Annotated in this window: 13 protein-coding genes; 3 read left to right on the top strand and 10 right to left on the bottom strand. The window is 70.4% G+C overall.

The genetic code is table 11. The features are described 5' to 3' along the window. Window positions 1–2: 2 nt before the first annotated feature. The 5 genes from IRQ30_RS15250 to IRQ30_RS15230 are packed head-to-tail and all read right to left on the bottom strand — an operon-like array spanning window position 3 to window position 5,048. The gene (locus tag IRQ30_RS15250; protein ID WP_193607258.1) at window positions 3–986 is read right to left on the bottom strand and encodes an MCE family protein; all 984 of its coding nucleotides are present in this window, start codon (window positions 984–986) and stop codon (window positions 3–5) included. Then, the gene (locus tag IRQ30_RS15245) at window positions 983–2,059 is read right to left on the bottom strand and encodes an MCE family protein (RefSeq protein WP_193613882.1); all 1,077 of its coding nucleotides are present in this window, start codon (window positions 2,057–2,059) and stop codon (window positions 983–985) included. The genes IRQ30_RS15250 and IRQ30_RS15245 overlap by 4 nt, the downstream gene beginning before the upstream one ends. Then, window positions 2,059–3,429: an MCE family protein gene (locus IRQ30_RS15240; RefSeq protein ID WP_193607256.1), complete on the bottom strand. Its 1,371-nt coding sequence runs from the start codon at window positions 3,427–3,429 to the stop codon at window positions 2,059–2,061. The genes IRQ30_RS15245 and IRQ30_RS15240 overlap by 1 nt, the downstream gene beginning before the upstream one ends. A 4-nt stretch (window positions 3,430–3,433) precedes the next feature. Continuing rightward, window positions 3,434–4,273 (bottom strand): MlaE family ABC transporter permease, encoded by an 840-nt coding sequence (locus IRQ30_RS15235; protein ID WP_193613881.1) that lies wholly within the window; start codon window positions 4,271–4,273, stop codon window positions 3,434–3,436. Window position 4,274: 1 nt separating this feature from the next. Beyond that, window positions 4,275–5,048 carry an MlaE family ABC transporter permease gene (locus IRQ30_RS15230; protein ID WP_193607254.1) on the bottom strand — a complete coding sequence of 258 codons (774 nt, stop codon included), beginning with the start codon at window positions 5,046–5,048 and terminating at the stop codon, window positions 4,275–4,277. 191 nt (window positions 5,049–5,239) lie between these two features. Here IRQ30_RS15230 and IRQ30_RS15225 point away from each other — a divergent pair, with 191 nt between their 5' ends. Beyond that, entirely contained in the window at window positions 5,240–5,812 is a 573-nt protein-coding gene (locus tag IRQ30_RS15225; RefSeq protein ID WP_338089735.1) for a DUF1707 SHOCT-like domain-containing protein, read from the top strand. After that, the gene (locus tag IRQ30_RS15220; protein ID WP_193613880.1) at window positions 5,809–6,471 is read left to right on the top strand and encodes a two pore domain potassium channel family protein; all 663 of its coding nucleotides are present in this window, start codon (window positions 5,809–5,811) and stop codon (window positions 6,469–6,471) included. Before IRQ30_RS15225 ends, IRQ30_RS15220 begins: the two co-directional genes overlap by 4 nt. A gap of 757 nt (window positions 6,472–7,228) precedes the next feature. On the opposite strand, the gene IRQ30_RS15215 is transcribed toward IRQ30_RS15220, so the two are convergent. The 4 genes from IRQ30_RS15215 to IRQ30_RS15200 are packed head-to-tail and all read right to left on the bottom strand — an operon-like array spanning window position 7,229 to window position 9,654. Then, the gene (locus IRQ30_RS15215; RefSeq protein WP_193613879.1) at window positions 7,229–7,594 is read right to left on the bottom strand and encodes an MmcQ/YjbR family DNA-binding protein; all 366 of its coding nucleotides are present in this window, start codon (window positions 7,592–7,594) and stop codon (window positions 7,229–7,231) included. Window positions 7,595–7,623: 29 nt separating this feature from the next. Beyond that, window positions 7,624–7,920: a hypothetical protein gene (locus tag IRQ30_RS15210; protein WP_193613878.1), complete on the bottom strand. Its 297-nt coding sequence runs from the start codon at window positions 7,918–7,920 to the stop codon at window positions 7,624–7,626. Continuing rightward, a complete protein-coding gene (locus tag IRQ30_RS15205; RefSeq protein WP_338089734.1) occupies window positions 7,917–9,200 on the bottom strand; it encodes an MFS transporter in 1,284 nt (427 codons plus the stop codon). The genes IRQ30_RS15210 and IRQ30_RS15205 overlap by 4 nt, the downstream gene beginning before the upstream one ends. A gap of 19 nt (window positions 9,201–9,219) precedes the next feature. Then, window positions 9,220–9,654: a VOC family protein gene (locus tag IRQ30_RS15200; protein ID WP_193613877.1), complete on the bottom strand. Its 435-nt coding sequence runs from the start codon at window positions 9,652–9,654 to the stop codon at window positions 9,220–9,222. Window positions 9,655–9,714: 60 nt separating this feature from the next. Here IRQ30_RS15200 and IRQ30_RS15195 point away from each other — a divergent pair, with 60 nt between their 5' ends. Further along, entirely contained in the window at window positions 9,715–10,782 is a 1,068-nt protein-coding gene (locus tag IRQ30_RS15195) for an AbrB family transcriptional regulator (protein WP_193613876.1), read from the top strand. Here IRQ30_RS15195 and uvrB read toward each other — a convergent pair. Beyond that, window positions 10,779–12,923 (bottom strand): excinuclease ABC subunit UvrB, encoded by a 2,145-nt coding sequence (uvrB, locus tag IRQ30_RS15190; RefSeq protein ID WP_193613875.1) that lies wholly within the window; start codon window positions 12,921–12,923, stop codon window positions 10,779–10,781. The genes IRQ30_RS15195 and uvrB overlap by 4 nt on opposite strands. Between the last annotated feature and the right edge of the window lie 32 nt (window positions 12,924–12,955).

Here is a 12,955-nt window from a genome sequence, read left to right as displayed (position 1 = left end):
CGTCAGTCCTCCGCCAGCCCGGGCTGGAACTCCGGCGTGGCGACCGAGGCGAGGTTGGCGGCGTAGGCGTCGAACCACGGACCGGTGCCGACGATGTTGCCGAGGATGGACACGTAGGGGCCCAGGGCGTCGAGCGTCGCCTTCAGCTGCTTCTCCTTGGAGTTGAGCAGACCGAGCAGCTGGTCGACCTCGGCCAGGGCCGGGGCGAGCTGGGCCTGGTTGTCCGTCGCGACGCCGCGCAGCTCGACCGCGAGCGAACGGGCGTTGACGAGGAGCTGGTGGATGGCGTCCTTGCGGCGCTGCACCTCCCGGAAGACCAGGTCGCTGCTCCGCATCAGGTCGACGATGTCGTCGCTGCGCTCGGCCAGCAGGGCGCTGACGTCCTGGGAGCTGTCGAGCAGGGACTTGATCTGCTCGTCGCGCGACGCCACCGTCTGCGAGAGGCGCGAGATGCCCTCGAAGGACGACTCGATCTCCGGCGCCGCCGCGTCGACGGTGTCGGCGACCACGCCCAGGGCCTCGACCAGCTGGTCCTTGTCGATGTCCTCGGTGGTCTGCGTGAGATCGCCGAACACCCCGACGATGTCGTAGGCCGACTGGGTGCGGGCGAGCGGGATCGGCGTGTCCTGGTCGAGCTGGCCCTCCCCCGCGGGGGTCAGCTCGAGGTACTTCTCGCCCAGCAGGTTGAGGACCTCCACGGAGGCCTCGCTCTCCGTGCCGAACTCCACGCCGTTGTCGACCTCGAACTGCACGACGACCAGGCCGTCCTCGAGGCGGACGTCCTGCACGCGTCCCACGCGCATCCCGCCGACCTGCACCGTGTTGCCCCGGTGGATGCCGCTCGCGTCGGAGAACTGCGCCGTGTAGGAGGTGCCGCCGAAGCCGGGGAACTTCGAGAGGTTGAACGCCGCCGCCATGATCACGAGCATCACGACGAGCGAGATGGCGCCCAGCCGCAGGATGCGGGCGTCGCTGTGCCGGCTCACAGGTTGCACCGCTGCGCCGTGGAGTGGAACTCGATCTTCTCGAGGCCGCTGGTGAGCTGCTTGAGCAGCGCGGGCGGGATGCCCGGGATCTCGGGCAGCGTGATCGTGCCGGAGAAGCCGCAGATGTAGTAGCTGTACCAGGACCCGTGGGTGCCGGTGCGGGTCTGGTCGGTCATCGACTCCGGCAGCCGGTCGAGCAGCTCGACGATCTGGTCGCGGTTGGCCTTCTTGTTCAGCAGGACGGCCAGCTGGCGCAGCTCGGCGATGTCGGACTTGAGCACCGGGCGCGTCTCCCGGAGGAGGTCGGACAGCACGATGGTCAGGTCGCTGATGCTGGCCAGTGAGTCGCCGATGACCGAGCGGTCGGCGGCCAGGTCGGTCATCCAGCCCTTCAGCTCCACGAGCAGCTGCGAGAGCTGCTGACGGCGGCCGGAGACGGTGGTGAGGGTGCCGTTGAGGTTGTCGATGACCTCGCCGATGAGCTGGTCGCGGTCGGCGAGGGTGTTGGTCAGCGAGGCGGTGTGCTCGAGCAGCCCCCCGACCGTGCCGCCCTCCCCCTGCAGCACCTGGATCAGGTTGAGCGTCAGGTCGTTGACCTGCTCGGGCTGCAGCGCCTGGAAGAGCGGCTTGAAGCCGTTGAAGAGCGTGGTGAGGTCCAGCGCCGGGCTGGTCTGCTCGAGCGGCAGGCGGCCGCCGTCGTCGAGCGGCTTCGCCTTGACGTCGGCACCCTCCTCCAGCGCGAGGTAGCGGTCGCCCACGAGGTTGAGGAAGCGGATCTCGGCCCTCGACGCGGTCGTGAGCGGCACGTCGGCCTTGACCCGGAAGGTCACCAGCGCGTGGTTGCGCTCGTAGTGCTCGACCTCCTTGACCTCGCCGACGCTGACGCCGGCGACGCGGACGTCGTCGCCCTTCTCCAGCATCGAGGCGGTGGTGAAGACGGCCTGGTACTCGCGTCCGGCGCCGAAGCCGATGTTGCCCATGATCGCGGCCAGGAGGCCGGTGACCAGGATCGAGACGATCGTGAAGATCAGCAGCTTCACGCCGGCGGCGATGGTGGTCGAGTTGCGCGACATCAGCTGTCACCTCCCCGCAGCACGGGGCCGTACAGCAGCGAGCCGAGGGAGCCGTAGCGGTCGGCGGCGCGGCCGGACTCGCCGGCCAGCACGGCGTTGACGACCGCCTGGTCGGCCTCGCTGCCGGCGTACCCGCTGGACATGCCGGCTCCGAAGCCGCGCTGCGAGGCGCCGGTCGCCTCCGCGCGGGTCAGCGGGAAGCCGGGGATGGCCGGCAGGGGCAGCCCGGGCAGGTCGCTGGTGGGCGGGTCGTCGTCGAGGTCGGAGCCGTCCTTGAAGGAGTTGGGACCGATCGGCACCGGGGGGTTGGGCAGCCCTGCGCACCAGGGGCCGTGCCCGACCTCGCCGTACTCGGGCAGGTCGCGCTCGTCGTAGGCGCGGTACTGGGCGGTGCCGAACTCGATGTACTGCTTGACCCGCTTGCCCTCGAACGTCGAGGCGAGCACCGGCTTGTAGCGCGCGGCGCCCCGGATCAGGCAGGGGAACTCCGGGGAGTAGATGTCGAGGAGCTTGAGCACCGGCTCGGTGACCTCGCCGATGCGGATCAGGTCGTCCTCGTTGTCGCCCAGGACCCGCGTCGTGGTGTCGGCGAGCCCGGCGACGTCGCCGAAGAAGACGTCGAGCTGCTGGCGCTCGTCGAGGACCGTGCGGCTGGTGACGGTGAGGTTGCGCAGGACGCCGACCAGGTCGGGCGCGGCCTCGTCGTAGGTGTCGGCCACGTCGGCGAGGGTGACCAGGTCCTCGCGCAGGGTGGGCAGGCTCTGGTCGATCGCGCCGAGGTAGCGGTCGAGCTTGTCCATGGTGACGCCGAGCTGCTCCCCGCGGCCCTCGAGCGCGGTGGCCAGCGCGTTGAGGGTGGCGTTCAGCTCCGCCGGCCGCACCGACCGCAGCAGGGGGAAGAGGTTGGCGAGGATCCGGCTCAGCTCGACGTTGGTCTCGACCCGGTCGGACGGGATCGTGCCGCCGTCCTGCAGCGAGCTGGACGAGGGGGAATCCGGGCGCACGAACGCGATGAACTTCTGGCCGAACAGCGTCGTCGGCAGGATCTGCACCTCGACGTTCTCGGGGATCTCCTCGGCCGCCTCGGGCTCGAGGGCCACCTCGATGGAGGCCTCCTTGCCGTCCTGCTCGACGCTGCGGACCTGGCCGACCAGCGCGCCGTTGAGCCGGACGTCGCCGAACTTGGCGAGCTGCAGCCCGGCGCGGTCCGCCTTGATCGTGATCGTGGTGACCGTGTCGAACTTCTTCTGGTAGACCGCGATCGAGAGCCACACGAGCGTCGACATCACCGCCAGGAAGACGACGCCCGCGACCAGCAGCCGGCGGTGCTCCGCCGGGCTGTCGTGGTGGATGTTGACCAGGAGTCCCATGCCGCTACCCCGTGATCCGCACGGTGGTGGTGGAGCCCCAGATGGCGAAGCTGAGGAAGAAGTCGGCCACGACGGTGAACACGATGCTGGTGCGGATCGCGCGGCCGACCGCGGTGCCGACGCCCGCGGGGCCGCCGGAGGCGGTGTAGCCGTAGTAGCAGTGGATCAGGATGATCGCCGAGGCGAGGAACAGCAGCTTGAAGAACGACCACAGGATGTCGATCGGTGGCAGGAACTGCAGGAAGTAGTGGTCGTAGGTGCCCGAGGACTGGCCGTAGATGAGCGTGGTGATCAGCCGCGGCGAGAGGTAGGACGCGCTCAGCGCCACGACGTACAGCGGGATCACGGCGACGAACGCGGCGATCATCCGCGTGGTGACCAGGAACGGCAGCGACGGGATGCCCATGACCTCGAGCGCGTCGATCTCCTCCGAGATGCGCATCGCGCCCAGCCGGGCGGTGTAGCCGCAGCCGACGGTGGCGGCGAGGGCGATCGAGGAGATCAGCGGCGCGACCTCGCGGGTGTTGAAGTAGGCGGAGATGAAGGCGCTGAACTTCGCGACGCCCAGCTGGCTCAGGGAGGCGTAGCCCTGGATGCCGACCTCGGTGCCGGCGAAGAAGGACAGGAAGGCGATGACGCCGACGGTGCCGGCGATCAGCGTGAGACCGCCCGCGCCGAAGGAGACCTCGGCGAGGGTGTTGGTGATCTCGCGCGGGTAGCGGCGGATCGCCCGCGGGGTCCACGCCAGCGCCTTGACGTAGAACATCAGCTGGTCGCCGTACGCCTCGAGCGAGCGTCGCCGCCCGTCGATGACCGCGCTCGCGATCGTGCCGATGGTCGCCATGTCAGAGCCCCGGGGGTGGGACGACTTGGAAGTAGATGGCCGTGATCACCGCGTTGATGAAGAAGAGCAGCATGAACGCGACGATCACCGACTCGTTGACCGCGCGGCCGACGCCGCTGGGGCCGCCGCCGGCGTTCAGGCCCTTGTAGGCGCCCACGATCGCCGCCATGCCGCCGAAGACCACGGCCTTGACGATCGCGATGTAGAGGTCGGAGATCGACGCGAGGGCCGTGAACGACGACAGGAAGGCACCGGCGGAGCCACCCTGGACGATGACGGTGAAGAAGTAGCCGCCCCCGATGCCGGCGCCGATCACGATGCCGATGATCATCAGCGCCACGAACATGGTGGCGAGGACCCGGGGCACGACGAGCCGGGCGAGCGGGTTGACGCCGAGGACCTCCATGGCGTCGATCTCCTCGCGGATCTTGCGAGCGCCCATGTCGGAGCAGATGGCCGAGCCGGCCGCCCCGGCGATGATCAGCGCGGCCGCGATGGGCGCCGCCTCCCGGACGACGGCGAGCACCGCGGTGGCGCCGGCGAAGGACTGGGCGCCGAGCTGGCCGGTGAGGTTGCCGACCTGGAGCGAGATGACCGCGCCGAACGGGATCGAGACCAGGATGGTCGGCATCAGCGTCACACTCGTGATGAACCAGGCCTGCTCGACGAACTCGCGGAACTGGAAGCGCGTGGTGAAGGTCAGCTTCGCCACGTCGACGGTCATCGCTGCCAGCTCACCGGGTCCCCGGAGCACGGACACAGCGCTGAACGCCATTCGTACCTCCCCGGAGTGCGACGACGGACACAATAGAACGTGTTCTCGTTCTTGGCTAACGACACGCATGTGGTGTGGTTACGGGTCGTCCCGTGGCAGTCGACCGCCGCGTCGAGGGGGCCGGAGCGGGCGCCGCTCCCTAGGATGCGAGGTGTGATCCTCGCCGTCGTCCCCTCCCTGCGGGGGCGAGCGTGACCGCCGACGAGCTCTGGGCGGCGCTCGCCCACGACCCGCGCGACCCGGCCTACGCCGGGCTGCGCGCCTCCGACCAGGATCGCGAGGTGGTGCGCTCCCTGCTGACGACCGCCTACGCCGACGGGCGCCTGGACCGCGCCGAGTTCGACGAGCGCAGCGAGTCCGTCACGAGCGCCCGCACCCTCGGCGAGCTGCCGCCGATCGTCGCCGACCTGGTCGCCCCGGGATCGCCGGCGGGCTCCGGCGCCGTGGTCCGCCCGCCCTCCACCGACCTGGTGGCCCAGGCGACCCGCAAGTACGACGCCGACCGGCGCGAGGCGCTGGCCGGCTTCCTGGTGCCCAGCGTCATCTGTCTGGTGATCTGGTCGGTCGTGATGTTCGGCGGCTTCTTCTGGCCGGCGTTCGTCATCCTCGGCACCGGCGTCAACCTGGTCCAGACCCTCGTGCGCCGCCAGGACATCGTCGACCAGCACGTCCGGCGGCTCGAGAAGAAGCGTGACAAGGAGCTCGACCGGCGCCGTGGCGAGGACGACGAGGACCGCCGGGACGACGGGGACGACGAGGCATGAGCAGGATGCGCACCCTCCGGGAGCACCCGTCCGCCGTCCTGCTGGTCATGCAGCTGGTGGCCGTGCTGTCCTACCCGTTCCTCGACGGCTCCGTGGCCGGCCGGGCGGTGGTCGGCGTGGTCCAGATGTCGGTGGTGTTCCTCGCGGCCTGGGCCGTGCGCCGTACCCCGGCGCTGAGCTGGGTGGCGGTGCTGCTCGGCGGGCCGGCGATGGTCTTCACGATCTTCGAGGCGCTGCAGCCCTCGACGGAGTGGGTGGTGCTGGTCTCCGCGGTCTTCCACGTGCCGTTCTACTTCTACGTCTCCTACGCGATGATCCGCTACCTCTTCCACGACGACAAGGTGACCCGCGACGAGCTCTTCGCGACCGGCGCCGCCTTCACCGTCGTCGCCTGGGGCTTCGCCTACGTCTACGCCGCGGCCCAGGTCGTCTGGCCGGAGTCCTTCGTCGGCATCGACGGCACCGGCGACCAGGGCTGGTTCAAGCTGCTCTACCTGTCCTTCACCACGCTCACCAGCGTCGGCCTGTCCGACATCATGCCGGTCCAGGACAACGCCCGCTCGCTGGTGATGGTCGAGCAGGTCGCCGGCGTCTTCTACGTCGCCCTCGTCGTCGCCCGCCTCGTCGGCCTCAACGCCATCCGCCACTCCCGCCGCTGACCGTCCCCGACCGGTGGTCGAGCAGTGACGAGCGCCAGCGAGGAGCACCGATGGGACCCCGCCTCGGTGGTCGAGCAGCGACGAGCGCCAGCGAGGAGCGCCCGTCGAGACCCCCGCAGGGAAGGCAGGGCGGTGTGGCGGGGTTGGTTTCGAGACGGTTGCCAGCGCAACCTCCTCAACCAACGAGGCCGACCACGACCGGTGGTCGAGCAGCGACGAGCGCCAGCGAGGAGCGCCCGTCGAGACCCCCGCAGCGAAGGCAGGGCGTTGTGGCGGGGTTGGTTTCGAGACGGTTGCCAGCGCAACCTCCTCAACCAACGAGGCCGACCACTACCGGTGGTCGAGCAGCGACGAGCGCCAGCGAGGAGCGCCCGTCGAGACCCCCGCACGCTAGGCAGGGCGGTGTGGCGGGGTTGGTCTCGAGACGGTTGCCAGCGCAACCTCCTCAACCAACGAGGCCGACCACGACCGGCGGTCGAGCAGCGACGAGCGCCAGCGAGGAGCGCCCGTCGAGACCCCCGCACGCTAGGCAGGGCGTTCGGGTGCGAGGGTTTCGACGGACGCTCGCTGCGCTCGCTGCTCGACCACCGATGGGGCCCCGACCACGGTGGTTGAGGTGCGAGCGAAGCGAGCCTCGAAACCACCCCACAGAAGAAGATCGAGAAATCCTCAGACCCCTTGGGGGCAAGGCCTCCTGAGACCCCCTTCGCCCACCACACCCAGCCACCGCGGGGTCATCGGCACGTCCCGGCGCCCTTCAGGCGTCCTCCCAGCCCTCCGGCCGGTGCTTCCTCGGGAGCTTCGCGACGACCAGACGGTAGGACTCGTCCACCGCGTCGATGAGGTCCTCGTCGGGGATGCCGGCGAAGGAGAGGTCGTTCCAGCCGGAGCGGCCGATGTAGGCCATGACCGTGGCCTCACCGGGGAAGCGGTCGAGCCACTCGTCGGCTGCCTCGCGGCTCGGGCCACCCTTCAGGCCGACGCCGGCACTGCGCAGGAAGGCGAAGATCCGGCCCCGCTCCCCCTCACCGACCTTCACGACGGGGTGCTCGTGCTCCCACGGGTTGTCGGGCCACGCACCGGGCTTGGCCAGGCAGTGGGCGAGCATCGTCTCGACATCCACCCGACGACCGTACCGTCGAGCGGCGGGTCTCAGCCCGGCGTCGGGACCTCGGTCTCCCAGCGCGCGCGGCGCTCGGCCTCGGTCTGCTCCCACCAGGGGGTGCCGCGCTCACCGAGGGCGACCTTGGCGGCCTGGACGCCGGCGCGGGAGGTGGCCTCCTCGTCGGTGCCCTTGGTGCGACGGACGTCGCGGCGCCAGGCCATCAGCGCCTTCTGGAGCTCCGAGCGCCGCTCGTCGGGGATGAGCGGGTCGGTGGCGCGCCACTTGCGCCCGTCGATGACCACGTGGTGGCCGTCGTCCGTGAGCTCGGGACCCTCGCGCGTCACGCCAGCACCCCGGCCTCGAGCTGGGTGCGGTCGATCACGGCGCGGGCCTTGCGGCGGTAGCGCCAGATCTGGGCGAGGCCGAGGGCCCACAGGACGTACTGAGCGCTCATCGCCCACCGGAACGCCTCCGGCGTGTAGGCGGTGCTGCCCCCGGGCGTCTGCCAGTCGAGGATGACGCCGACGGCCACCACCAGGATCAGGGAGGCGGTGAAGCCGGCCTGGTTGATGATCCCGCTGGCGCTCGCCAGCCGCTCCACGGGGTTGGAGGTGCGGCCCAGGTCGAAGCCGATCATCGACGCCGGGCCGCCGATGCCGGCGACCAGCACCAGGACGACCAGCATCCACAGCGGGGCGGGGCCCGGCCAGAGGAGCACCACCGTCCAGACTGCCACGATCGACCAGACGATCCCCAGGACCATGCTCGAGCGGTGCCAGGGGTGCCGTCCGATCAGCCAGCCCAGCACCGGGCCGCTCGCCATGACCGCCACGATCATCAGTGACAGGAGCAGACCGGCCTCGTGGGGCGAGCGGCCCTCCCCGCGCACCAGGAACGGGTAGCCCCACAGCAGGGAGAGGGCGGTGGAGCTGAACTGGGTCGTGAAGTGCATCCAGAACCCTAGCCTCGTGCCGGGGTGCGACCACGACGCGGCCAGGCTCGCGCCCACCGCGGAGAGCGAGAGCCGCGGGCCACGCAGGTTGCGGTCGTCGGGCGAGTCGTGGACGACCAGCAGGGTGGCGATCGCGAGCACCAGGCCGAGCGCGGCCGCGGCGAGGTACGCCGTCGTCCAGCCCCAGCGGCCCAGCGCCCAGGTCATCGGGACGGCGGCGCCCACGGCGCCGAGCTGGCCGAGGGTGCCGGTCACCTGCGTCACGAACGGCACCCGCAGCGGCGCGAACCAGCGGCTCACCAGCCGGAGCACGCAGATGAACGTGAGCGCGTCGCCGATGCCGACGAGCGTGCGCGCCAGCAGGGCCAGCGCGTAGGTGTCGGCCAGGGCGAACGCCGTCTGGGCGACGACCAGCATGACGGTGCCCGCGAGCATGACGCTGCGCGAGCCGAACCGGTCGACCAGCAGGCCCACTGGGATCTGCATGCCGGCGTAGACCAGCAGCTGGAGCATCGTGAACGTCGCCAGCTGGGCCGCCGAGATGCCGAACCGGTCGGAGGCCTCGAGCCCGGCGACCGCCAGCGAGGAGCGGTGGAACACCGCGACCATGTAGGTGAGCAGCGCGACGCCCCACACCAGCGCGACGGTCCTCGTCGCCGGCGCCTCTCTCACACCTCCCAGCGTAGGCCGGTCAGTCGAGACAGAACTCGTTGCCCTCGGGGTCCTGCATGACGATGAACCCGTGGCTCATCGGCGGCGCCGGCTCGTGGCGCTGCACGCGGGTCGCGCCCAGCGCCACCAGCCGCTCGCACTCCGACTCCAGCGCCGTCATGCGCTCCTCGCCCTCGAGACCGGGAGCGGCGCGGACGTCGAGGTGGAGCCGGTTCTTGCCGCTCTTGGGCTCGGGGACCCGCTGGAAGAAGAGCCGCGGTCCCCTCCCGGCCGGGTCCTCGGACGCGGAGGCGGAGTTGCGGTGCTCGGGCGGGAGCGAGGCGGAGAAGTCGTCCCACGAGCCGAACCCCGGCGGGGGCGGCGGGAAGTCGTACCCCAGCACGGCGTTCCAGAAGAGGGAGAGCGCCCGGGGATCGGCACAGTCGACGGTGACCTGGATCTCTTTGGTGTCCATCCGCCCAGGCTAGGCACCGCCGCCGACATGGGTCCGGTGGTGCGTGCCTAGGGTGGAGCGGTGACCGGCCGCGCCCGCTCCCCGCTGACGGGAGCCCTGCTCGTGCTCGCCGCCACGGTCACGCTCACGCTCGCCTTCTCGCTGCTGCGGGTGCCCTCGGCGGTGCTGTTCGGGTCGCTGCTGGGCGGCATGACCCACGCGCTCACGTCCCCGACCGAGATCAAGGTCCCGGCCCTCGCCTTCCGCCTGGGGCAGGCCCTCATCGGCGTCACCATCGGCACGCTGGTGAGCGTCGAGGCGCTGCAGCGGATGGGCGGCGAGATCGGGGCGGTGCTGCTCGTGACGCTCGGGACCGTCGCGCTCAGCCTCGCGGCCGGCTGGCTGCTCGCGCTGCGGCGCGACGTCTCGCTGGTGACCGGCGCCTTCGCCCTGATCGCCGGCGGCGCGTCGGGGATCGTGGCGCTGGCCCGCGACCTGGACGCGGACGAGCGGGTGGTGACGGTGGTGCAGTACCTGCGCGTCCTCATCGTCCTGGTGACGCTGCCGCTCGTCATCGGCGTCGTCTTCGAGCCCGAGACCGGCCTCGGGACCCTGTCCAGCGAGCACGGTCCGCTCGCGCTCGACCTCGTGTACGTCGTGGCGGCGGCGGGCGGCGGGCTGCTGCTGGCCCGCGTCGTGCGGTTCTCGACCGCCACCCTGCTCGCGCCGCTGCTGATCGCGTCGGTGATCGCCTCGGCCGGGTGGCTGGGCGACGTGGCCGTGCCCGAGCCGGTGCAGTGGGTCGGCTACGCCCTCATCGGGGTGCAGGTGGGGCTGCGGTTCACGCGCCGCAGCCTGGCCTCGATCGCCCGGATGCTGCCGGTCGTGACGCTGCTGATCGTGGCGATGCTGTGCCTGAGCGCGCTCATGGGAGCCGCCCTGGCCTGGCTCACCCCGGTCGACGGCCTGACGGCGTACCTCGCGACGACGCCCGGCGGCCTGTTCGCGGTGCTGGCCATCGCGGCCGACAGCGGCTCCGACGTCACCTACGTGATGGCGGTGCAGCTGTTCCGGCTGCTCGTCATCCTGCTCACGATGCCGCTGCTCGCGCGCTGGCTGCGGCGCCGCGGCGCCGGCGACGCCGCCTAGCGGGCGCCGGCCTCCATCATCTGGCGCAGCTCCTTCTTGAGGTCGCCGATCTCGTCGCGCAGGCGCGCCGCCAGCTCGAACTGCAGCTCCGCGGCGGCGTTCTTCATCTGGTCGGTCAGCTCCTGGATCAGCGAGGCCAGCTCCGAGCTGGGCAGGCCCGCGATGTCCTTGGCGTGCTGGCCGGACGCGGCCTTGGACAGCCCCGGCACCGGCTGCTTGGCCTTGACTCCCCCGGCGCGGCCGGACGCGGCCGTGCCGGCCCACGTCTGCAGCAGCTCCTGGGTGTTCTCGTCCTCGCGGGCCAGCATCTCGGTGATGTCGGCGATCTTCTTGCGCAGCGGGGTGGGGTCGATGCCGTGCTTGGTGTTGTAGGCGACCTGGATGGCGCGGCGACGGTTGGTCTCGTCGATCGCCTTCTCCATTGAGGGGGTGATCTTGTCGGCGTACATGTGCACCTGGCCCGACACGTTGCGGGCCGCGCGACCGATCGTCTGGATCAGCGACTTGTCGGAGCGCAGGAAGCCCTCCTTGTCGGCGTCGAGGATCGAGACCAGCGACACCTCCGGCAGGTCGAGGCCCTCGCGCAGCAGGTTGATGCCGACCAGGACGTCGTAGTCGCCCAGCCGCAGGTCGCGCAGCAGCTCGATGCGCTTGAGGGTGTCGACCTCGGAGTGGAGGTAGCGGGTGCGGATGCCGGCGTCGAGGAGGTAGTCGGTGAGGTCCTCGGACATCTTCTTGGTCAGCGTGGTGACCAGCACCCGCTCGTTCTTCTCGGCCCGGGTGCGGATCTCGTGGATCAGGTCGTCGATCTGGCCCTTGGTCGGCTTGATGACCACCTCGGGGTCGATCAGGCCGGTCGGTCGGATGATCTGCTGGACGGTGTCCGGCTCCCCGTCGGGGCCGGTGACCTTGTCGAGCTCGTAGTTGCCCGGGGTGGCCGAGAGGTAGATCGTCTGACCGATGCGCTCGAGGAACTCCTCCCAGCGCAGCGGCCGGTTGTCCATCGCGCTGGGCAGGCGGAAGCCGTGGTCGACGAGGTTGCGCTTGCGGGACATGTCGCCCTCGTACATGCCGCCGATCTGCGGCACCGCGACGTGGGACTCGTCGACGACCACGACGTAGTCCTCGGGGAAGTAGTCGAGCAGGCAGTTGGGAGCCGAGCCGCGGGTGCGGCCGTCCATGTGCATCGAGTAGTTCTCGATGCCGGAGCACGAGCCGACCTGGCGCATCATCTCGACGTCGTAGGTGGTGCGCATCCGCAGGCGTTGGGCCTCGAGGAGCTTGCCCTGCTTCTCGAACGTCGCCAGCTGGTCCTCCAGCTCGAGCTCGATGCCCTTGATCGCCCGCTCCATGCGCTCGGGGCCGGCGACGTAGTGGGTGGCCGGGAAGACGTAGAGCTCGTTGTCCTCGGTGAGGACCTCGCCCGTGACCGCGTGCAGCGTCATCAGCCGCTCGATCTCGTCGCCGAAGAACTCGATGCGGACGGCGTGCTCCTCGTAGACCGGGAAGATCTCGAGGGTGTCGCCGCGCACCCGGAAGGTGCCGCGGGTGAACGACATGTCGTTGCGGGTGTACTGGATCTCGACGAGCTGGCGCAGGATCGAGTCGCGGTCGCGCTCCTCGCCGACCTTGAGCCGCAGCATCCGGTCGACGTACTCCTGCGGGGTGCCGAGGCCGTAGATGCACGAGACCGTCGAGACCACGATCACGTCGCGACGCGTCAGCAGCGAGTTGGTGGCCGAGTGGCGCAGCCGCTCGACCTCCTCGTTGATGGAGGAGTCCTTCTCGATGTAGGTGTCGGTCTGGGGGACGTAGGCCTCAGGCTGGTAGTAGTCGTAGTAGGACACGAAGTACTCGACGGCGTTCTTCGGGAAGAGCTGGCGCAGCTCGTTGGCGAACTGCGCGGCCAGCGTCTTGTTGGGCTGCAGCACCAGCATCGGCCGCTGGATCTGCTCGGCCACCCACGCGACCGTGGCGGTCTTGCCGGTGCCGGTGGCGCCCAGCAGGACGACGTCCTGGAGGCCGTCGTTGATGCGCTGGGTGATCTCCTTGATGGCGGCGGGCTGGTCGCCGCTCGGCTGGTAGTCGGCCTCCACCTTGAAGGGGGCCAGACGACGCTCGAGATCGGTGACGGGACGCATGGATCCAGCGTACGGGCGGCCACCGACAGGGG

The organism is Nocardioides lijunqiniae (genome assembly GCF_015024225.1).
GTDB lineage: Bacteria > Actinomycetota > Actinomycetes > Propionibacteriales > Nocardioidaceae > Nocardioides > Nocardioides lijunqiniae.
This window is presented reverse-complemented; position numbering and strand designations above follow the sequence as displayed.

Excerpts from the sequence above, each read along its gene's own strand:
- IRQ30_RS15245 (WP_193613882.1), bottom strand. The coding sequence starts at position 2,059 with ATGTCGCGCAACTCGACCACCATCGCCGCCGGCGTGAAGCTGCTGATC.
- IRQ30_RS15200 (WP_193613877.1), bottom strand. The coding sequence starts at position 9,654 with ATGGACACCAAAGAGATCCAGGTCACCGTCGACTGTGCCGATCCCCGG.
- IRQ30_RS15230 (WP_193607254.1), bottom strand. The coding sequence starts at position 5,048 with ATGGCGTTCAGCGCTGTGTCCGTGCTCCGGGGACCCGGTGAGCTGGCA.
- uvrB (WP_193613875.1), bottom strand. The coding sequence starts at position 12,923 with ATGCGTCCCGTCACCGATCTCGAGCGTCGTCTGGCCCCCTTCAAGGTG.
- IRQ30_RS15240 (WP_193607256.1), bottom strand. The coding sequence starts at position 3,429 with ATGGGACTCCTGGTCAACATCCACCACGACAGCCCGGCGGAGCACCGC.
- IRQ30_RS15235 (WP_193613881.1), bottom strand. The coding sequence starts at position 4,273 with ATGGCGACCATCGGCACGATCGCGAGCGCGGTCATCGACGGGCGGCGA.
- IRQ30_RS15220 (WP_193613880.1), top strand. The coding sequence starts at position 5,809 with ATGAGCAGGATGCGCACCCTCCGGGAGCACCCGTCCGCCGTCCTGCTG.